This is a genomic window from Marinobacter vulgaris (assembly GCF_003344045.1).
Classification (GTDB): Bacteria; Pseudomonadota; Gammaproteobacteria; order Pseudomonadales; family Oleiphilaceae; genus Marinobacter; species Marinobacter vulgaris.
This window is the reverse complement of record NZ_QFWX01000005.1, coordinates 360,302-379,027: the sequence shown is the minus strand read 5'-3', so window position 1 is coordinate 379,027 and position 18,726 is coordinate 360,302. Positions and strand designations below refer to the sequence as shown.

Here is an 18,726-nt window from a genome sequence, read left to right as displayed (position 1 = left end):
GCTACCTCGCCACGCTGTCTTCGCTGGTGGGATAATCCGGCTGTTCCGGCCGCTCAACATCCACCCAGACGAACTTGTCCCGGGACAACGTGCGCTCGCCGTCCAGCCGATAGGCCACCAGTTTGCCGTATTTGACGGCACTGAAATCGATACAGGCGACGTTGTGTTTGAGCGGCGCCGGCTCACCTTCCATCCAGTAATGCCCCACGAACACGGGCGGTGCCGAAGACGGATAGCTGATCAACTGGCTGCGCTCCGCGTCCGTGAGCTCGCGGCTGGCAACCTCTTCTGGCAGCGGATCCGGCTGGAACACCACATCGGCGTAGGTTCTGGGATTGTCTGCCCAGAACTTGGTACGAAAGAACTCTCTCACATAGCCATCCTTGCCGGTGATCTTCACACCTGGCGGCAACCGAAGATCAGTACCTCGCAAAAGGGTATCCATCACCTGGCCGGCGAAAGACTCAATGGCAGCAGAGGCGTGGAGAAAATCGTCGTCAATACAGGCCCCACCCTGGCTTTCCTTGAATTTGTTGATCAGGTCACTGTCCCAGCACGCGTGCACCGCCCGGAAGTCCGACTCATCAATGAACAACGGAATGGTGTAGAACCACTCCAGAAACTCGTTCCATTCATGGGGATAATGCTCGAACTGCTCAAGGGTCTCGCGGATAAGCCGGTCGTGCCGGGCATTGTGCTCACGCAGGAAAGTCTTGCCGCTGCCCGGCCGGGCGCGGGTACAGTAACCGAGTGCGTTGTATTCGTGATTGCCCATCACAATGCGGGCAGAGCCGTGGTCAACCATGTCCCGCACCAGATGCAGGGACTCACGGATACGCGGGCCCCGGTCAATAATATCGCCGATAAATATGGCCTGCCGCCGCGGGTGTTCGTAAACACCGTTGACCTTGCGGTAGCCCATCTGGGCCAGCAGGCGCTCCAGGGTGTGGGCGCATCCGTGAATATCGCCGATGATGTCGTAGCCGCGGCTTGCGGATCTAGCCTGTCCTACCATGTTTTTAACTCGCTGCAATCTCACTGGCCCAGCCCAGCTTGTCCCGGCATGTGGCGTAAAAATTGTGGTCCGCGGGATGAATAAGGCGGATCTTGAAAGGCTTCTTGGTGATACGGATGATATCGCCGGGTGCACAGGCAATGTTCATCTGGCCGTCAAAACTGATTTGCGGGTAAGTTTCATTGGTCTCACCAATCACCAGCTTGATCTCGCTTTTGCCATCCACCACGATCGGGCGGCTACTCAGCGTATGCGGGAACATCGGCACCAATACCACGGCATCCAGTTTGGGATGCATGATGGGCCCTCCCGCCGACAGCGAATACGCAGTCGACCCGGTTGGAGTCGCCACGATAAGTCCATCTGACCGCTGGCTGTATACGAAATGTCCGTCGATATACAGGTCAAAACCGATCATCCGGGTGGATTTGCCGGGATGGAGCACGACATCGTTGAGGGCAGTCCCGAAACCCAGGGGCTGGCCGTTGCGCTCCACATGCCCGTCCAGCAGGAATCGCGTCTCTTCGATATATTCGCCCTGAAGGACCTTGCCCAGCCGCTCTTCCAGATCGGATGGTGATATGTCGGTCAGAAAGCCCAGCCGGCCGCGATTGACGCCCAATAGCGGAATTTTGGACTTGGCCAGTTCCCTGGCTGCGCCCAGCAGGCTGCCGTCTCCACCCACAACAATCACCAGATCACAGATTTCCCCGAGAAGCTTTTTGCTTGCCACCTGCAGGCCATGCCCTGGCAACATGCTGGCCGTGTCTTCTTCGATGATCACGTGATAGTGGTTGTTGACCAGATACTGTTTGAGCTGACGCAGCGACTCGACCACTTTGACACTGCCCATGCGGCCAATCACGCCAATGTTTCTGAATTGATCCATGTAGCTTCCTGTGGATATCTGTATGGGCCGGGGGGCGATCTGGCTGGCCTCCCGGAAAGGTCTGGGGACCATAGTAACGAAATACGGCCTGATTCTGAAAAAAGATCCCGTCGAGGGCAGGTAATGCGGCGTCAGTTCTCGGTCTGCGGCTGGTGCTTTTCGCAACGATCATCGATTCCCGGCCGGAAGTCGGCGGGCTGACTGACCCGCATGACCGGTTCGTCACAAAGGCTGCCGTCATCATTGCGATGATGGCAGACCGGGCTCTCGTAATGCTCCAGCCATTCCCTGTAGGCGGGCTCGTTCAGGCCACAGCGCTCGGCAGCATAGGCCACCGGGTTACGGAAGTAGGTTTCAATATCGTCGTATGGCAGGGTGATGTGACCAACGCCGGGGTGATACGCCACCAGAAAAACCGAGTGACTTTGCAGATGCTCCATGAACGAGTCTTCGGTCGGTGCCTGGTGAAGCAGTTCGTGGTTTTCCCGCTCAAGGGCCACGATTTTTTCGTCCCGCAGCTCCAGTTCCCGCTGGCGACGCTCCAGTTGTTCCCGCAACAGAACAACCTCGGCATCGGCCGTGGCGTCATTCCGCTGCCTGCGCTCATCACCGCCGGCGATCTGCTCCTGCATCGACAGGTACTGTTCATTACGCTCGGCAAGGCGCGTTTTCAACTGCTCGTTGCTGAGCTTCTGGCGCTCGAACTTTTGCTGCAGCTCCGCCATTTCGTTGCGCAGCGCCTGCATTTCGTGGCGGTTCTCCCGCTGAATATCAGACAGGGCGTCCCTGTGAACGCTTTGCAGCGTCTTGATGCGAAGCCGCTGTTCACGGATGACACGCGCCAGGCGCACACGGTCCGCTGACGATTCGATATCTTCCGGGGAACGGGACTCGTCCCCGAGGACTGGAATATCTTCCTCCGGCTCGGGCTCCACTTTCCGGAACTTCAGGCTGTTGGCATCAATGGCGCGCCGAATAGCCTGGAAATGGTTACTCCCCGGAGTCATGTCCGGATCCCACAGCTCCTCAGCGTTGGCTGACTCCGGGCACTGACTGCGGCATACCAGGCGAATCGGGCCGGCCCCCATGTCGGGGCCCTTGGCACCCTTTTTTGCGAGCTTCTCCACCGGCAGATTCCAGTGGCTGTCTGCCCGACCCTCTTCATCAAAATAGATACGGAAAAACACCAGGGACTGCACGTGAAGATCGGCACCCAGAAGCACATACACAGCCTTGACGTCGGTGTCCGCGAGATCCGAAAGCCCTACGTAGCCATCAAGAAAGGCACCAAACTCCGACGCACGCATCTGCCTCGACACACTGCTGCCGTCCATGAACATTACCGCCGAATAACCATCATGCGCCTGGTCGGCAGACCCCATTGCAGACTCCCACTCTCCGAAAAACTGACAGACTTCCGGATTGTAGTCTAGCGGGTCAGTGCCCGCTGGACAGAGGAAAAGTGCAACGTTTTGTGATCATGGGGCATGAAGCACGGTTATTGCTCCTGACCCCGGCCACGGACCACCCTCATGCTCTCAGAGCTCCGCTGCCAGACGGCTGCCCTGATCAATGGCGCGCTTGGCATCCAGTTCCGCCGCCACATCAGCACCACCGATCAGGTGAACCTGCATTCCGGCGGCCTCCAGACCATCCTGCAATTCCCGCAGTGGCTCCTGGCCGGCGCAGATCACGATGGTATCCACGGGCAACACCCGGTCTTCACCCTGCTCGGCGCCTTTCGGGGTCACGGTGATGTGCAGACCTTCATCGTCAATCCTGCGGTAACTGACACCCGACACCATCTGGACCTGCCGGTTTTTCAGGGAGGTGCGGTGAATCCAGCCGGTGGTCTTGCCAAGGTTCTTGCCCACCTTCGAGGTTTTGCGCTGAAGCAGGTGCACCTCCCGCGCAGGTTCTGGCACTTCCGGCTCAACGCCCTGGATACCACCCCGATGCTCGACGGTCAGGTCCACACCCCACTCCCGCATGAATTCCTGCGGATCCAGCGCCGTGGGGGTGCCCTTGTGAACGATGAACTCGGAGACATCGAAGCCGATACCGCCAGCGCCGATGACCGCCACCTTCTGGCCAACGGGCTTCCTCCCCAGCAGGGCATCCAGGTAGCCAATCACTTTGGGATTGTCCACGCCCTCGATGTCCGGGGTCCGGGGCCTGACCCCGGTGGCCAGCACCACATGGTCAAACCCTCCAGCCTTCAGATCTCCCACATCGACCCGGGTGTTCAGGCGAACATTCACTCCGTGCTTGTCCAGCATCACCCGGTAATAACGTAAGGTTTCATAGAATTCCTCCTTGCCCGGGATCAGCTTGGCGACATTGAACTGGCCACCGACTTCACTGCCGGCATCGAACAGGGTGACATTGTGACCCCGCTCTGCTGCCACGGAAGCGAATGCCAGACCAGCGGGGCCGGCACCCACCACGGCGATATTTTTCGGCGCTGCCGTTTTCAGGTAGGCAAGCTCGGTTTCATGACAGGCACGGGGGTTAACCAGGCACGAGGTCAGCTTGCCACTGAACGTGTGGTCCAGGCAGGCCTGGTTGCAGCCTATGCAGGTGTTGATCTCCTCGGCGCGGTCTTCTGCTGCTTTGCGCACCAGATCCGCATCCGCCAGGAACGGGCGGGCCATGGAAACCATATCGGCATCCCCCTCCGCCAGAATCTTTTCGGCAACATCCGGCATATTGATGCGGTTGGTGGTCACCAGGGGAATAGTCACTTCATCCCGCAGGCGTGCGGTAACCTTGGTAAAAGCACCTCGCGGAACGGAGGTGGCAATGGTCGGCACCCGGGCCTCGTGCCAGCCAATACCGGTGTTGATGATGGTGGCTCCGGCTTTTTCAATTTCCTTGGCCAGCTGTACCACTTCTTCCCAGGTGCTGCCGTCTTCAATCAGATCCAGCATCGACAGGCGGTAAATCAGAATAAAATCGCTTCCCACCCGCTCACGGACGCGGCGAACTATCTCGATGGGCAGACGGATGCGGTTTTCGTAGCTGCCTCCCCACCGATCGGTACGGTGATTGGTATGGGCCACGATGAACTGGTTAATGAAATAGCCCTCCGAACCCATGATTTCCACGCCGTCATACCCCGCTTCCCTGGCCAGCGCCGCGCAGTTCACATAATCATCGATCTGCTTTTCGATACCGGCTTCGTCCAGCGCTTTGGGCTTCAACGGATTAATGGGCGCCTGAATGGCCGATGGCGCTACCAGTTCCGGATGATAGGCGTAACGACCGGCGTGGAGAATCTGCATGCAGATCTTGCCATCGGCATCGTGCACTGCGCGGGTGATGACCTTGTGCCTGTCGGCTTCTTCCCGGGTGCTCATTTTTGCGGCATGCTGAAACACGGCGCCTTCGACATTCGGTGAAATACCACCGGTGACAATAAGGCCGGCCCCGCCGCGGGCGCGCTCGGAATAAAACACGGCAAGCCGCTCGAAACCGTTCTTCGCCTCTTCCAGACCCGTGTGCATGGAACCCATCAGCGTGCGGTTGCGAAGACGTGTGAACCCGAGATCCAAAGGTTCCAGCAGGTTGGGATAGCGCGTAACGCCTGGTGTCGAAGTGCTCATGGTCTCTCCTCATTGTTTGGCCGGCGATGCCGAATTATGGGCTCTAAGGTATTCCCGGAGCTTGAACCAGACAATATCCCCGGATCACAATCTGATATCCTCAGATAACTTGTCAGACAATACCGGATTCCATGCGCCCCATAACCAGACACAAGAACCCTCTCGGAGACATCAGCGTGCTGTACGTTGCCGTCATGGCGCGGGCCATACGGGCTGAAGGCGAGGATCCTGCGGACCTGCTGGGACGTTTCGGACTCAATGAGCAGGCACTGGGGACACCGGAGGCCCGCATCAGCATCCCCCGGTTCATGCGAATGGGCCAGGCAGCCATCGCGCTCACCGGCAATCCCGCACTGGGGCTCACCATGGGTCAACTGTCGCGACCGGTGGATGCAGGCATCGCCGGACTAGCCGCCCAGTCGGCGCCCACAGCAGGTGCGGCTATCGACACCCTGATACGCTATGCTCTGCTCACCAGCCGGAACAGCCGCGGAGTGCCATGGACAGCCGATCGTGGCCGCGAGGCGCATTTCTACTCGATCAAGCCCTACAACGTGTTCAACTTTTTTGTGGTGGACTCGGTGCTGGCCGCCTGGACGCGGTTTCTGAGAGTTATTACCGGCCAGGAGGAGGTTATCGAACGGGTGACCATCGAATACCCTTCCCGGAACATGGCGGACCTGTTTGAGCAGTGGTTTGCCTGTCCGGTGAGGTTTGGGGCCGAAGGTAACAGCCTGAGGCTGGCTCCGGGCGTGGCAGACGCAGTCTCGCTGCAGGCGCAGCCGGCCATGTTCGAACAGTTGTCAGCGGACTGTCAGCAGGACCTGGCGCGGATCCGGGCCGGCTGGAGCACCGGAGATCGGGTGAAGGACCTGCTTCCTGCCCTGATGCAGGGCGATACCCCGACCCTGGCCACCATTGCGGAGAGACTTGGCATGGCCCCCTGGACCCTGCAAAGGCTTCTGGCGGAGGAAAATACCGGATTTCGGGAATTGGTGGACGAAACCCGCAAGGAACTGGCGATGGAGTACATCCGGGAAACCCGCGCTTCGCTATCGGAAATTGCCTGGCTATTGGGGTTTGCCAATCCGGCAGCCTTCCATAAAGCCTGGCGGCGCTGGTTTGCGACCAGTCCGGGGGAACACAGAAAGCAGTACCTGGCTGAGCAGAACGACAAGGGGCTTCGCTAGCCAGCAGAACCGGGCTTACAGTTCGGTGGCGTCATCCGGGGCTTCGTCGTCATCATAATCTTCAAACTGACAGTCCATCAGTTCTTCTTCGTAATCAGACATCATTCATCTCCTGTGCATCAAGCGGGCAAAGGATGACAGGCAATTGTTACATCGGGATGAATCGGGGATGACAGCAGACAGATTTACTGAGGGGAAGAAAATGGCGGAGCGGACGGGACTCGAACCCGCGACCCCCGGCGTGACAGGCCGGTATTCTAACCAGCTGAACTACCGCTCCGCGTGAGCCGCCACCTCTGGCACAATCAAGGGTGTGATTGCTCGGTGACAACGAGGGCGCATTATAAAGAGGCAGCCTCGCATGTCAACGTTTTTCATGAAAAAGATGCTCCAGGAGAATTAACGCCATGACAGATACTTTAACCTATCACAATCGCCCGCCGGGCCTATGGTCACTTTACGGCAAGGTACTGCTGCCCCGGAGAAAGTCACCCTCCGGCGGTGATATCCGGATTCCCCGGTTGTCTGCGAAACTGACCGGGGTCAGCACGGCCAACGACAATCTGAAACGTTACCAGGCCATATGCGGGTTTGCGCAGCGAACGACCGTGCCCATCACCTGGCCCCATATACTGGCATTCCCCCTACACCTGAAGCTGCTGACGGAGACCGCTTTCCCCCTGCCACTGCTGGGTCTGGTACACCTTCGTAACCACATCACCCAGCATCGCCCTATAGGTGCCGGAGAGAGTCTGGACATCGTGGTGAGACTGGGAGATCAGAGCACCACCCCCAAGGGCCTCGAGTTCGACCTGGTCACCAAAGCCTGGGCAGGCGGCCGCCTGGTGTGGGAAGAAACCAGCACCACCCTGTTCCGGCAAGCGGATAAAAACGGCAGACACTCCGGCGACAAGTCACCAGAACTGCCGCGCTACCCCGAGACCGCAGAGATCCGCGCGCCGGAGTCCATTGGCCGGCAGTATGCTGACGTGTCAGGGGACAGAAACCCGATCCATCTTCATGCATTGACCGCGAAGGCGTTCGGTTTCCCTCGGGCCATCGCCCATGGAATGTGGAGCAAGGCCCGGGTGCTGGCCCTGTTGGAACAGCAGAGCGGCTGGCGGCAGGATGCGGTATCGGTCTCGTGCCAGTTCAAAAAGCCACTGTTTCTGCCTGGAACAGCACAGCTCAACTGGCAGGCCGGAACGTCCACCTGGGAGTATCAATTGCTGAATGCATCAGGAAATGCGCCTCACCTCAACGGCAAGGTTCACTGGGGAAGCTGAGCCGGTTATTCCGCCGGCTTTGACTCGTCGGCCTCGGCTCTGCAGGAGATGCCATCGGCGCCTGCCACTGGCAAAGTGAAATAGAAGCAGGCGCCACCCAGCTGTGGGCGTTCGAAGCCGATATCACCGCCCTGGGCCTGGATCAGCGAACGGCATGTTGGCAGGCCGATACCCATGCCCTCTTCCTTGGTGGTGTAGAAAGGCAGAAAGAGTTTCTCTTCTGCGTCATCCGGCAAACCGATACCATGATCGGTCACTGAAACCCTGACACAGCGACCGCCGGACATGGCCACGTCCACTTCCACCGGGGCTGAGGAATTCGCACTGCGTGTCGACTCCAGGGCATTGCGGATCAGGTTCAGCGCTACCTGCTGAACCTGAATGGGATCGGCCAGCACCTCAGGCACGTCATCAGCGACGGAAATCTGAACGCCGCCTTCATTATTGCGAATATCCACTTCCGCAAACTGGCGGGTATCCTCAAGCAACGCGGCGAGGGAAAGCACGTCCTTCCCCGCCGCCGGTTTTTTCATGAACCGGCGAATCCGGCGGATTACTTCACTGGCGCGGTGCGACTGGGCCTCGATTTTCTCCAGCGTGTCCTCGAGCAACGGGTAATCCGGCTCTTCTTTGGCCAGAACCCGCTTGGCAACACGCGCATAATTGGTGATGGCGGTCAGCGGCTGATTGACTTCGTGGGCCACACCCGCCGCCATCTCACCCATGGTGGTCAGGCGTGAGAAATGGGCGATCTGTTCCCGCTGCTCCTGAACCAGGTTGCGGGCTTCTTCAAGCGCCCGCTCACTCTCAAGTTCGGTGGTGATATCACGAAAAACAACCACCGCCCCGTGCAGTTCATCCCCGTCAAGATTGGGCGTGGAGCGATATTCGACCGGAAACGCAGCGCCATCTGCCCGCAGCATTTCGATGTTGCGCTGGTTTTCCGCAACTCCCTGGCTGCAGGTGGCATAAACCGGCAGTGACTCGCATCCCTGGCCGGCCGTGCGGAAATGCAGTTCAAAAAAATTCTGGCCGACCAGCTCCTCGGCTGAGCTGCGCATGATCAGGGCAGCGGCGGGATTGGCAAATACGATAACGCCACTGGCATCCAGCCCGTAGATACCTTCGCTGATGGAGTTCAGTATGCGGGCCTGATCATTTTCGAGCTGGCGATTACGTGCCTGGAGCTCCCGCTCCAGACGGATAACCCGGGCATGGGTTTTAACCCTGGCGATCACTTCCTGGGCCTGGAAGGGCTTGGAGATATAATCGGCACCACCCAGGGAGAAGCCCCGGACTTTGGCCTGAAGATCGTCAAGGGCGGAGAGAAATACAACCGCGCTATCGGAGGTAACCGGGTCGGCCTTGAGGCGCTCACAGACCTGATAGCCGTCCAGTTCCGGCATCATGATGTCGAGCAGGATAACTTCAGGCTGGTGGCGATGAGCGAGGTCCAGGGCCTTTTCACCATCGTTGGCGATGAGCAGGCGATAGCCCTTGTCCTTGAGGGTTTCGTAAAGAACCTTCAGGTTCTGCGGGTTGTCGTCAACGAGCAGAACCGTTACGTCTGATGTCTCCAGGACAGCATCTGTCATATAAATACAGCCGGTTACGATGGTCACTGCATAATGCCGGCCAAATCAGCGCGCGTCGATAAGGTCCTTTACGGACAGCACCATACGCACCAGGTGTGCCAACGAATGGGTACCCATCTTGTGCATCACCCGTGAACGGTGTATCTCAACGGTCCGCTGGCTGATTTCAAGCTCAATGGCAATGACCTTGTTGGCCTGCCCCGCAATCATCCGGTCCATGATCTCGTGTTCGCGCGGGGTCAGGCTCTTCACGCGGCGCAGGATTTCCTGTTTCTCGCCGAGGGTTTTGCGCTGCTCCCGGTCCTGCTCGAGTGCCGCCTCGATTTTCTGCAACAGGGCTTCTTCCCGGTAGGGTTTCTGGATAAAGTCCACCGCCCCCTCTTTCATGGCGTCGACGGCCATCGGCACATCACCATGGCCGGTCACAAAGATGATCGGGAGGATGGAGTGCTTTTCGTTCAGCTTTTTCTGAAGTTCCATGCCGTCCATACCAGGCATACGAATATCCAGCACGATGCAGCCTGCCATCTTGTCGGAATAATCCTTCAGGAATGCGTTGGCATTCTCGTAAGTTCTGACGGGCTTGCCATCGGATTTCAGCAGCAGTTCCAGGGAATCACGAACCGCCTCGTCATCCTCAACCACGTACACCGTTTGCTGGGTATCAGTCATGTGCCTTGCCTCTCCTTCTCGATTACCGTCGATAGGGCTCAGTGGATCGACGGATCTTTGTGATCGTCCCGGGCATGCTCCTGACGCTCATGCTCGCGCATTTTTTCCAGGCGTTGCTGAATCATGCCAAAAACGCTCTGCCTGGGATACCTGCCTTTCCTGTCTGCCTTGCCTGCCGGCTTGCCCAGCAGCAGGGCGATGGCGTCCTCTGCCCGGGTCACCGAATGAACGACAAACTTGCCGTCACGGACAGCCTGAACCACTTCCTGGTCGAGCATCAGATTCTGGACATTGGTTGCAGGTACGATCACGCCCTGGGTTCCGGTCAATTCCCCAAGAAGTTTACAGGTGCTGAAAAATCCCTCCACCTTCTCATTGACCCCCCCGATCGGCTGAACCTCCCCAAACTGGTTCACCGACCCGGTGATCGCCAGATCCTGGCGCACGGGCAACCCCGACAGCGACGAAACCAGCGCGCACATTTCTGCCAGGGAGGCGCTGTCACCATCCACCTCACCGTAGTTCTGCTCGAACGTCAGGCTGGCAGACAGGTGCATGGGATCATTCACCGCAAAATGGGCAGAAAGCCAGGAGCTGAGTATCATCACGCCCTTGGAATGGATATTCCCCCCCAGCTTGACATCACGCTCGATGTCCATCACACCGCCATCTCCATAATAGCAGGTGGCGGTAATTCTGTTGGACAGCCCGAACTCAAAGCCGCCGGTCGAAAGCACCGAAAGCGCATTCACCTGCCCTACGCAGGTACCCGTGGTAGACACCAGCGTTGACCCGTCACGGATAGAGTCGTAGAACTGATCCCGAATGCGGCTGCTACGATATCGGGCGCTTTCCAGCGCCTGGTCCACGTGGGAGTTCTGGATCAGCCTGGCCCCGGCCTGCCGCGCCCAGTAGTCGGATTCGCGCAACAGGTTGGCAATGTCCGCGGCATGCAGTGACAGGCGGTCCTGATGCTCCGCCATGCGCGCACTGTGCTCGATGATGCGGGCCACCGCCCTGTTGCTGCAGTGAAGCAACTTCTTTTCATCCACAAGGCTGGCGATGAACTTGGCGTACAGAACCTGGCTCTCATCTGTGCGCATCATTTCATTCTCGAAATCTGCCGTCACCCGGAACAGCTCGGCAAACTCGGGATCATAGTCCTGCAGCAGCATCCAGGTTTCCCGGTCGCCGAACAACACGATTTTCACGTCCAGCGGGATTGCCTCAGGCTCCAGCGAAATGGTGCCTGACAAGGTCAACTCCCGTTCCAGGGAATTGATCTGGATGGATTTGGAGCGCAATGCGCGCTTGATGCCATCCCACACGAATGGCTGCTCCAGAACCTTGATGGCATCCATCAGCAGATAGCCGCCATTGGCACGGTGAAGACTGCCCGGGCGGATAAGCGAGAAATCGGTAAACACGGTGCCTTTAAAGGTTACACTTTCGACATAACCGAACAGGTTGTGGTAGGTGGGATTATCCTCCACCACCACAGGCACTTCATCGGTTTTCTGGTGGACCAGCACGTTCACCAGATAGCGACGGGGCATTTTCTTGTCGAGCGAGGCGTAGGCGATCGCTGCCTGCTCTTCATTATCTTCCAGGAATATTTCCAGGCTTTCTGACAGGTCCTTGCGCACAGCCTCGAAGTAGGCAACCACATCCGGCTGGTCCCGATACTTTTCTACCAGTTCATCGATCTGGTGGCCCGAGATTCCCTCCAGGGTCTCTTCATTAAGAGCCTGCTGGCTCTCTGCATACTCCTGCTCCCAGTCCGCCAGTTTGCGCAGTGCCTGGCGCAGCTTTTTCTCAAGCTTGTTGATATCGCTCTCGAATTTCTCCCGCTGCTCTTCGGTCAGCGCCTGGAATGACTCAGCGGTGTGGGGCTCCTTGCCGTTCATCGCCACCAGGCGGTAGCCTCCCGGAGTGGTGATATTCAGGCTCACTTTTTTGCGTTTTGCCTGGGCCGCGACCTTTTCCAGCTCGTCTTCCTGTTTTTTGGTGTAGTCGTTCTTCAGTTTCTCAGCACGCTCCAGAAAACTGTCGCTGTCAAAGGTCTGGGGGATCATCTTCATCAGACGCCCCATCAGCTTTTCCATGTCCTGTTTCAGTTCGGTGCCTTTGCCGGCAGGAAGTCTGAGCATCCTGGGCACGCGGGGCTCTTCGAAGTTGGCCACATAACACCAGTCATGGCTCTGATTCTCGGTGTCCACGTGATGCTCCAGGTAACGCAGCATCATGGTGCGTTTGCCCAGGCCGTTGCGGCCGACCGCGTAGACGTTATAGCCGCCATGGGGCATGGCCAGGGCAAAGCGCACCGCCGCCTGGGCACGGTTCTGCCCGACGATTTCTGCCAGCGGCTCGAGTTGTCTGGTGGTCTTGAACGGTAAATCTTTTAAAACACAGGCTTTATAAAGCTGGTTCAGGGACAGTGACTTCAAGATTCGGTCCTGTAACGGAATGAAAGCATTTGGTGTTGGCCGGTCATTGTAGAATCTGGGGCCCGCCCTGTCGCGGTCGGGCTACAGATTTCGCCAAACTTGTGGGTGAATCGATCAATCAGGCACGATTACCGATGGGTTCAGTTTGAAGGCAGGAAAACACAGAAAGCGTCAGTCCATCAGGTGTTCAGACAGTTTTGACCTGATCCCGTCAGGAATCGGAAGCGCTTTTTCTCGCTCGTAGTCAAAATGAATCAACACGGCTACGCCGCGGGCAATCTGTTTGCCGCTCTGCCATGCCTCCTGGACAACGTGAAAGGACGTGTTGCCGATCTTGCCGATCCCGGTACGAATCTCCACAGGCTGGTGCCAGTAACTTTGTGCCATCAGGTCGATTTCCAGCCGCGCAATGATCAGCGGCCAGGTTTCCGCCTCAAGGGTAGGATGAAAAATCCGGAACAGCGGCTTTCGGGCCTGTTCGAACCAGACCGGCAGGGTGGTGTTGCTGATATGCCCCAGGGCATCGGTATCGCTGAAACGTGGTTCCAGTTCAAGATGAAACATGACGTCTTCCCAATTTCCAAAACCGCCTACTATACACCGGCGGTAAGGAAAGACCCCAGTCATTCTCTTACCTAGAACAGACCCGCATCCAGGCCAGCCGCCACATAAAGCCCGAGTTCCCGGCACTGGTCCTCGAACTCGTCCCTATACTCGCCATGACACAGCAGTGGCTCCTGTACCAGGCGCCAGCGCAAACCAGTCGTGATGGATTCGATAGCACGATGAGTGCCTGTGCCGTCAAGTCCGGCGCGGATGTAAAACGTGAAGGGCAGGCCCTGGGTTCTCTCAAGGCAGGGATAATAGCTGCGGTCGAAGAAATCTTTAAGGGCGCCACTCATGTAGCCCAGATTTTCAGTAGTACCGAGGATAATGGCATCACACGCCAGAACATCGTCGGGGCCGGCTTCCAGAGGCGGACGCACCGTCACCTCGACGTTTTCAATGTCCTGATGTTTTGCCCCCTGTGCTACGGCTTCCCGCAGTTTGAGGGTATTCGGGGAGGGTGCATGGGCAATAACCAGCAGTCTTTTCTTCGTCTCCATACCACCTCCCCCGACAGGTCAGGTACTCACAACAGCACTTAGAGAAGCTCACCATTGGCGTCTGCTGTTATCTCTTCAGCGACGGCTTCTTTCTTTACCGGCTTCGGCATCAGCTTGTCGCGCACAGCGGCTTCAATTTCGTTAGCAATCTCCCGATTCTCTTCCAGGAACTTGCAGGCATTGGCCTTGCCCTGGCCGATCTTGTCGCCCTTATAGGCATACCAGGCACCGGACTTGTCCACAAAGCCCTCCTTGACACCCATATCAAGCACTTCGGCCATATGGTAAATGCCCTTGCCGTACATGATCTGGAATTCCGCCTGTTTGAACGGGGGAGAAACCTTGTTCTTGACCACTTTCACGCGGGTTTCGTTGCCAACAACCTCGTCGCCTTCCTTGACCGAGCCGATGCGGCGGATGTCCAGGCGAACCGAGGCGTAAAACTTCAGCGCGTTACCACCGGTGGTGGTTTCCGGGCTGCCGAACATAACGCCGATTTTCATGCGGATCTGGTTGATGAAGATCAGCAGACAGTTGGCGTGCTTGATGTTACCGGTCAGTTTCCGCAACGCCTGGGACATCAACCGAGCCTGAAGGCCCACGTGACTGTCACCCATTTCACCTTCGATTTCGGCTTTCGGAGTCAGCGCAGCGACAGAGTCGACAATAATGATGTCTACCGCATTGGAGCGCACCAGCATGTCGGCGATTTCCAGCGCCTGTTCACCGGTATCCGGCTGGGATACCAGCAGATCGTCCACGTTCACGCCCAGCTTTTCGGCGTAAATGGGATCCAGAGCGTGTTCCGCATCGATAAAGGCGCAGGTTTTGCCATCCTTCTGGGCTTCGGCGATCACCTGAAGGGTCAGTGTGGTTTTACCGGAACTTTCCGGGCCATAAATCTCGCAAACCCGCCCGTAAGGCAGGCCACCAATACCCAGGGCTACATCCAGCCCAAGGGACCCGGTGGAAACCGCAGGAATGGCCTCACGGGGCTGGTCACCCATTTTCATCACGGCGCCCTTGCCGAACTGGCGTTCAATCTGGCTAAGTGCCGCGCTCAGTGCTTTGTTGCGCTTGTCTTCCATCGTTGCAAACCCTCTGTCGCCAATGCCGTTATCGGGACGGGAACCCAACGGCCGAAATCGTGGACTGCGGAACCCGGCAAGACCGAACTCCTGTATATTTGAACAGTATTAAAACATAACCCGCGGGCAAGACCAACCCCCCGGTTTCAGGAGTTTTCCAGAAAGCCCCTAACTCCCTGTAATACATAAAATACAGCCTGGCGCCGTACCTGATCACGATCGCCGGGAAAGGTTTCAACCACCGCTTCGATGTCCCCCGGTGCGCTGCCCCAGGCAAACCACACCGTACCCACCGGTTTGTCTTCGCTGCCGCCCCCGGGGCCGGCAACACCGCTGATAGCCACCGCAACGCTGGCGCCCGTGGCCGCCAGCGCACCTGCAACCATTTCCCGCACTACCGGTTCGCTGACAGCACCATATTCGTTCAGGGATTTCTCGGTGACCCCAAGCAGTTGGGTTTTGGCGCCATTGCTGTAGGTAACCAGCCCGGCCAGCACATAGGCAGAGGAGCCTGCACGGTCGGTCAATACCTTGGCAACCCAGCCGCCGGTGCAGCTTTCGGCGGTGGCGATGGTAAGCTGTCGCCGCTCAAGCACTTCAGCCAGCTGCTCACCCGCTTCCGTCAATGCTTCGTCGGTCAGTGGCATAATGATCTCCTTCGTTTCATCATGGCGGTTATTTTCTTACAATCCCTGCCTTCTTATAAAGCCAATGGATCCGGACCCGTTCATGTCAGCAGCCCAGACCGATCTGTCCCAGCACACGCCGATGATGAGGCAATACCTCAAGATCAAGGGCGAACATCCCGACGAGCTGGTGTTCTACCGCATGGGGGACTTCTACGAGCTGTTCTACGAGGACGCCCGCAAGGCCGCCGAGCTGATGGACATTACCCTCACAGCCCGCGGGCAGTCCGGCGGCAGCCCGATTCCCATGGCCGGCATTCCGTACCATTCCGCTGAAGGTTACATTGCACGTCTGGTGCGGGCTGGTCAATCCATCGCCATCTGCGAACAGATCGGCGACCCGGCCACGAGCAAGGGACCGGTCGACCGCCAGGTTGTTCGCATCGTGACGCCAGGCACGTTGAGCGATGATGCCTTCCTTGAGGACCGGCGGGATAATCTGCTGGTTGCGATCTACAGCCAACGGCAGCAGTTCGGTTTCGCTTCCCTGGATATTTCCAGCGGGCGCTTTACCGTATCCGAGCTGGATGATCTGGAGAGCCTGCAAGGCGAGCTTCAGCGCCTGCGACCAGCGGAAATCCTCGTCAGCGAAGACTTCCCGTACCAGGATGTACTTGAGGGTTACACGGGCATCCGCCGCCAGGGCCCCTGGCTGTTTGAGTCTGATACTGCCCGGCGCGTGCTCACCCAGCAATTACAGGTGCGAGATCTGACCGGCTTCGGGTGTGACGACCTCACCCTGGCAATCTGCGCTGCCGGTTGCCTGCTGCAATACGCCAAGGAAACCCAGCGCACTGCCCTGCCCCACATTCGCAAGCTCAGCCGCGAGCGCCGGGAAGAGGCGGTCATCCTGGATGCCACCAGCCGCCGCAACCTGGAAATCGACACCAACCTGATGGGTGGCAGCCAACACACCCTGGCCTGGGTAATGGACCGCACGGCCACGTCCATGGGTGGCCGTCAGCTGCGGCGTTGGCTGAACCGGCCACTGCGGGACGTTACCGTGGTGGGACAACGCCAGCAGGCGGTCGCCGCGTTGCTGGACGGATTTCACTACGAGCCGGTCCACGACCTGCTCAAAACCATTGGCGATATCGAGCGGGTGCTCGCGCGGGTGGCACTGCGCTCCGCCCGCCCCAGGGATCTGGCGCGATTACGGGATGCGTTCCAGGCGCTTCCGGACCTTCAGCAGGCTCTCAAGCCGGTGAACTCCCACCATATCGTCAAGCTGGCGACCACGATCAACGAATACCCCGAGCTGGCGGATCTGCTGGAGCGGGCCATCATCGACAATCCCCCGGTGGTGATTCGCGACGGCGGAGTAATACGGGAAGACTTTGATGAAGAGCTGGACGAGCTGCGCAACATCAGTGAAAACGCCGGCCAGTTCCTGCTGGATGTGGAGACCCGGGAGCGGGAACGCACCGGCATCAGCACACTGAAAGTGGGCTACAACCGGGTGCACGGTTATTACATTGAAATCACCCGCGCCCAATCCGGTCAGGCGCCCGTGGACTACATCCGCCGCCAGACCCTGAAAAACGCCGAGCGCTTCATCACCCCGGAACTCAAAGAGTTCGAGGACAAGGCCCTCAGCGCGAGAAGCCGCTCGCTGGCGCGGGAGAAAGCCCTGTACGACGAGGTGCTGGAGGCCGTCGCCGCGGAACTGGCGCCCCTGCAGGATGCCGCCCAGGCCCTGGCTGAGCTGGACGTGCTCAGTAACTTTGCCGAACGGGCTACCAGTCTGCGCTTCAGCGCGCCGGAATTCAGCGAAAATCCCGGCTTCGACATCGAGGAGGGCCGCCATCCGGTGGTCGAGCAATTACTGAGCGATCCCTATGTGCCCAACGATCTGCTGATGGACCGGCAGCGGCGCATGCTGGTGATCACCGGCCCGAATATGGGCGGCAAGTCCACCTACATGCGCCAGGCGGCACTGATCGCCCTGCTGGCCTACACCGGCAGCTTCGTACCCGCCAACCGCGTAGTTATCGGTCCGGTGGACCGCATCTTCACCCGGATGGGCTCATCCGATGACATCGCCGGCGGGCGCTCAACGTTCATGGTGGAGATGACCGAAACCGCCAACATCCTCCATAACGCCACCGAGTACAGCCTGGTGTTGATGGATGAGGTGGGGCGTGGCACCAGCACTTTCGACGGACTCTCCCTGGCCTGGGCTACTGCCGAGCATCTGGCGAAGCACATTCGCTGTTATACGCTGTTTGCGACCCACTATTTCGAGCTCACGCAACTGGCCGACGAACTGGAGCACGCGGTCAACGTTCATCTGACGGCAACAGAGCACGACGACACCATCGTATTCCTGCACAATGTTCACGATGGCCCCGCCAGCCAAAGCTACGGTCTGCAGGTCGCCAAACTGGCGGGTGTACCCCAGGACGTTATCCGTAACGCGCGGGAACAACTGTCCCACCTGGAAGGCAGTGCCGCCTCGGCGAGCCCCGGGCCGGCTCCAGCCGCAACTTCTCCAGCCGAGAATGGAAAAAGCAAACGCCGAGCCCGGGTCAGTGAGCCGGTCATGCAGGGGGACATGTTCGCCAGCCTCGAACCCAGCAGGGTGGAGGAGACTCTGGCAGAACTGGACGTTGACGGGCTGACGCCCCGTGATGCGTTGAATCGTCTTTATGAGCTGAAAGAACTGCTGAAGAAATAACTGGAAAATGGCACCAACTTGACCCAGGTAATAACGATAGTACGCCTTGGCGCTTGCGAGTGGACAGGCCGCTCAATACAATATCGCGCAATTATTATTACACTGATGAGATTGACTACCGGACCAGGAATCTGACTATGACGTTTGTCGTTACCGATAACTGCATCAAGTGCAAATACACGGACTGCGTGGAAGTGTGCCCCGTTGACTGCTTCTACGAAGGCCCGAATTTTCTGGTGATTGATCCGGACGAGTGCATTGACTGCGCCCTGTGCGAACCGGAGTGTCCGGCCGAGGCCATCTTCTCGGAAGACGAGCTGCCCGCAGATCAGGTCCAGTTCGTTGAGCTCAACGCCGATCTCGCGGGCAAGTGGCCAAACATCACCGAGAAGAAAGATCCGCTGCCGGATGCCGAAGAGTGGGACGGCAAGCCGGACAAGCTGCAGTACCTGGAAAAATAACGGCTGCAC

15 protein-coding genes and 1 tRNA gene are annotated in these 18,726 nt (G+C 58.4%); 4 read left to right on the top strand and 12 right to left on the bottom strand.

Features of this window, described 5'->3' with window-relative positions; translation table 11 throughout:
• Position 1: 1 nt before the first annotated feature.
• From DIT71_RS13160 to DIT71_RS13145, 4 genes are all read right to left on the bottom strand, one after another.
• Positions 2–1,015, bottom strand: coding sequence for a metallophosphoesterase (locus tag DIT71_RS13160; protein ID WP_114613672.1), 1,014 nt, complete (start codon positions 1,013–1,015; stop codon positions 2–4).
• Positions 1,016–1,019: 4 nt separating this feature from the next.
• Complete coding sequence (locus DIT71_RS13155; RefSeq protein WP_114613671.1) at positions 1,020–1,904, bottom strand: NAD(+) kinase; 885 nt, start codon at positions 1,902–1,904, stop codon at positions 1,020–1,022.
• A 131-nt stretch (positions 1,905–2,035) separates the two neighbouring features.
• Complete coding sequence (locus tag DIT71_RS13150) at positions 2,036–3,286, bottom strand: DNA repair protein (RefSeq protein ID WP_114613670.1); 1,251 nt, start codon at positions 3,284–3,286, stop codon at positions 2,036–2,038.
• A gap of 156 nt (positions 3,287–3,442) precedes the next feature.
• On the bottom strand, positions 3,443–5,509 hold the full coding sequence (locus DIT71_RS13145) for an oxidoreductase (protein WP_114613669.1): 2,067 nt from the start codon (positions 5,507–5,509) through the stop codon (positions 3,443–3,445).
• A 131-nt stretch (positions 5,510–5,640) separates the two neighbouring features.
• Between DIT71_RS13145 and DIT71_RS13140 the strand changes: the two genes are divergently transcribed.
• On the top strand, positions 5,641–6,699 hold the full coding sequence (locus DIT71_RS13140; RefSeq protein WP_114613668.1) for an AraC family transcriptional regulator: 1,059 nt from the start codon (positions 5,641–5,643) through the stop codon (positions 6,697–6,699).
• Between the two features lie 203 nt (positions 6,700–6,902).
• On the opposite strand, the gene DIT71_RS13135 is transcribed toward DIT71_RS13140, so the two are convergent.
• Positions 6,903–6,979 (bottom strand) — tRNA-Asp (locus DIT71_RS13135).
• 127 nt (positions 6,980–7,106) lie between these two features.
• Between DIT71_RS13135 and DIT71_RS13130 the strand changes: the two genes are divergently transcribed.
• On the top strand, positions 7,107–7,985 hold the full coding sequence (locus DIT71_RS13130; RefSeq protein ID WP_114613667.1) for a MaoC family dehydratase: 879 nt from the start codon (positions 7,107–7,109) through the stop codon (positions 7,983–7,985).
• A 5-nt stretch (positions 7,986–7,990) separates the two neighbouring features.
• On the opposite strand, the gene DIT71_RS13125 is transcribed toward DIT71_RS13130, so the two are convergent.
• The 7 genes from DIT71_RS13125 to pncC form a co-directional block, all read right to left on the bottom strand.
• Positions 7,991–9,580: an ATP-binding response regulator gene (locus DIT71_RS13125; protein ID WP_114613727.1), complete on the bottom strand. Its 1,590-nt coding sequence runs from the start codon at positions 9,578–9,580 to the stop codon at positions 7,991–7,993.
• Positions 9,581–9,625: 45 nt separating this feature from the next.
• Positions 9,626–10,252: a response regulator FixJ gene (gene fixJ, locus DIT71_RS13120; RefSeq protein ID WP_114613666.1), complete on the bottom strand. Its 627-nt coding sequence runs from the start codon at positions 10,250–10,252 to the stop codon at positions 9,626–9,628.
• Between the two features lie 38 nt (positions 10,253–10,290).
• The gene (locus tag DIT71_RS13115) at positions 10,291–12,699 is read right to left on the bottom strand and encodes a Lon protease family protein (protein WP_114613665.1); all 2,409 of its coding nucleotides are present in this window, start codon (positions 12,697–12,699) and stop codon (positions 10,291–10,293) included.
• Between the two features lie 171 nt (positions 12,700–12,870).
• On the bottom strand, positions 12,871–13,263 hold the full coding sequence (locus DIT71_RS13110) for an acyl-CoA thioesterase (protein WP_114613664.1): 393 nt from the start codon (positions 13,261–13,263) through the stop codon (positions 12,871–12,873).
• Between the two features lie 71 nt (positions 13,264–13,334).
• Complete coding sequence (locus DIT71_RS13105) at positions 13,335–13,805, bottom strand: flavodoxin family protein (RefSeq protein WP_114613663.1); 471 nt, start codon at positions 13,803–13,805, stop codon at positions 13,335–13,337.
• A gap of 38 nt (positions 13,806–13,843) precedes the next feature.
• Positions 13,844–14,893, bottom strand: coding sequence for a recombinase RecA (recA, locus tag DIT71_RS13100; protein WP_114613662.1), 1,050 nt, complete (start codon positions 14,891–14,893; stop codon positions 13,844–13,846).
• Between the two features lie 146 nt (positions 14,894–15,039).
• The gene (gene pncC / locus DIT71_RS13095) at positions 15,040–15,540 is read right to left on the bottom strand and encodes a nicotinamide-nucleotide amidase (RefSeq protein ID WP_114613661.1); all 501 of its coding nucleotides are present in this window, start codon (positions 15,538–15,540) and stop codon (positions 15,040–15,042) included.
• 82 nt (positions 15,541–15,622) lie between these two features.
• Between pncC and mutS the strand changes: the two genes are divergently transcribed.
• Together mutS and fdxA are read left to right on the top strand one after the other, a co-directional pair.
• Positions 15,623–18,256, top strand: a complete 2,634-nt coding sequence (mutS, locus tag DIT71_RS13090; RefSeq protein WP_114613660.1) for a DNA mismatch repair protein MutS — start codon at positions 15,623–15,625, stop codon at positions 18,254–18,256.
• Positions 18,257–18,393: 137 nt separating this feature from the next.
• Positions 18,394–18,717 (top strand): ferredoxin FdxA, encoded by a 324-nt coding sequence (gene fdxA / locus DIT71_RS13085; RefSeq protein WP_114613659.1) that lies wholly within the window; start codon positions 18,394–18,396, stop codon positions 18,715–18,717.
• Positions 18,718–18,726 lie beyond the last annotated feature (9 nt).

Coding starts and splice junctions, on each gene's coding strand:
- fixJ (WP_114613666.1), bottom strand. CDS start 10,252: ATGACTGATACCCAGCAAACGGTGTACGTGGTTGAGGATGACGAGGCG.
- DIT71_RS13140 (WP_114613668.1), top strand. CDS start 5,641: ATGCGCCCCATAACCAGACACAAGAACCCTCTCGGAGACATCAGCGTG.
- DIT71_RS13145 (WP_114613669.1), bottom strand. CDS start 5,509: ATGAGCACTTCGACACCAGGCGTTACGCGCTATCCCAACCTGCTGGAA.
- pncC (WP_114613661.1), bottom strand. CDS start 15,540: ATGCCACTGACCGACGAAGCATTGACGGAAGCGGGTGAGCAGCTGGCT.
- DIT71_RS13160 (WP_114613672.1), bottom strand. CDS start 1,015: ATGGTAGGACAGGCTAGATCCGCAAGCCGCGGCTACGACATCATCGGC.
- fdxA (WP_114613659.1), top strand. CDS start 18,394: ATGACGTTTGTCGTTACCGATAACTGCATCAAGTGCAAATACACGGAC.
- DIT71_RS13130 (WP_114613667.1), top strand. CDS start 7,107: ATGACAGATACTTTAACCTATCACAATCGCCCGCCGGGCCTATGGTCA.
- recA (WP_114613662.1), bottom strand. CDS start 14,893: ATGGAAGACAAGCGCAACAAAGCACTGAGCGCGGCACTTAGCCAGATT.
- DIT71_RS13110 (WP_114613664.1), bottom strand. CDS start 13,263: ATGTTTCATCTTGAACTGGAACCACGTTTCAGCGATACCGATGCCCTG.
- DIT71_RS13155 (WP_114613671.1), bottom strand. CDS start 1,904: ATGGATCAATTCAGAAACATTGGCGTGATTGGCCGCATGGGCAGTGTC.
- mutS (WP_114613660.1), top strand. CDS start 15,623: ATGTCAGCAGCCCAGACCGATCTGTCCCAGCACACGCCGATGATGAGG.
- DIT71_RS13125 (WP_114613727.1), bottom strand. CDS start 9,580: ATGACAGATGCTGTCCTGGAGACATCAGACGTAACGGTTCTGCTCGTT.
- DIT71_RS13105 (WP_114613663.1), bottom strand. CDS start 13,805: ATGGAGACGAAGAAAAGACTGCTGGTTATTGCCCATGCACCCTCCCCG.
- DIT71_RS13150 (WP_114613670.1), bottom strand. CDS start 3,286: ATGGGGTCTGCCGACCAGGCGCATGATGGTTATTCGGCGGTAATGTTC.